This window comes from Helicobacter muridarum (assembly GCF_000765805.2).
In the GTDB taxonomy this organism is placed as follows: domain Bacteria; phylum Campylobacterota; class Campylobacteria; order Campylobacterales; family Helicobacteraceae; genus Helicobacter_A; species Helicobacter_A muridarum.
The window spans coordinates 1-596 of the sequence record NZ_JRPD02000068.1 but is presented as its reverse complement, the minus strand read 5'-3'; the positions used below and the strand labels follow the sequence as shown (position 1 = coordinate 596).

Annotated in this window: 1 protein-coding gene; it reads left to right on the top strand. The window is 35.4% G+C overall.

Annotated elements, in window-relative coordinates:
- Nucleotides 1–165: 165 nt before the first annotated feature.
- Nucleotides 166–596 (top strand): S24 family peptidase (locus LS73_RS09760; protein ID WP_138070039.1); only part of this gene is annotated, 431 nt, incomplete at its 3' end.

Genomic DNA, 596 nt, shown 5'->3' with positions numbered 1-596 from the left:
TTATGATTAATGCTTTTGCATAGCAAAAGCTTAAATATCTACTTTGTTATATTGAAGGAGTGAAATGATTAAAATATCTTTATTATTAGAATCAAATTTGTCATATTTGTAGTCAGGGGTAAAATCCTTGAGGATTGCAAGAGGTTTTTACATAGCAAAAAGGAAATGTCTCCTAGTCATGATTCCAAAATGTCTCCTAGTGTCCATAAGTCGCAAAAAAATGTCCAGCAATCAGAAAGTATGTCTCCCAATATGTCCATAAGTGATTCGTCAATCGGATTCGTCAATGATTCCTTAGTATCCAGCAATCAAAAATCAAGCGACTTTATTAAAATCCCCGTTTATGATGATGTCTATGCTAGCGCAGGAGCAGGGCTTATAAATGATGAGCATATTTCAAGCCACATAGAGCTTGACAAGGGCTTTTTACGCTCATATTTTGGGCTTACTTCATTTGTAGATTTATCAATTATTAGTGCTAGAGGTGATTCTATGATGCCCACAATACCGCCTAACTGCAGGCTTTTAGTGCAGAAAGGTATGCCAAGAGAAGAGCAAATATGTGTTACCCGAATAGATGATGAATTGTATATCAA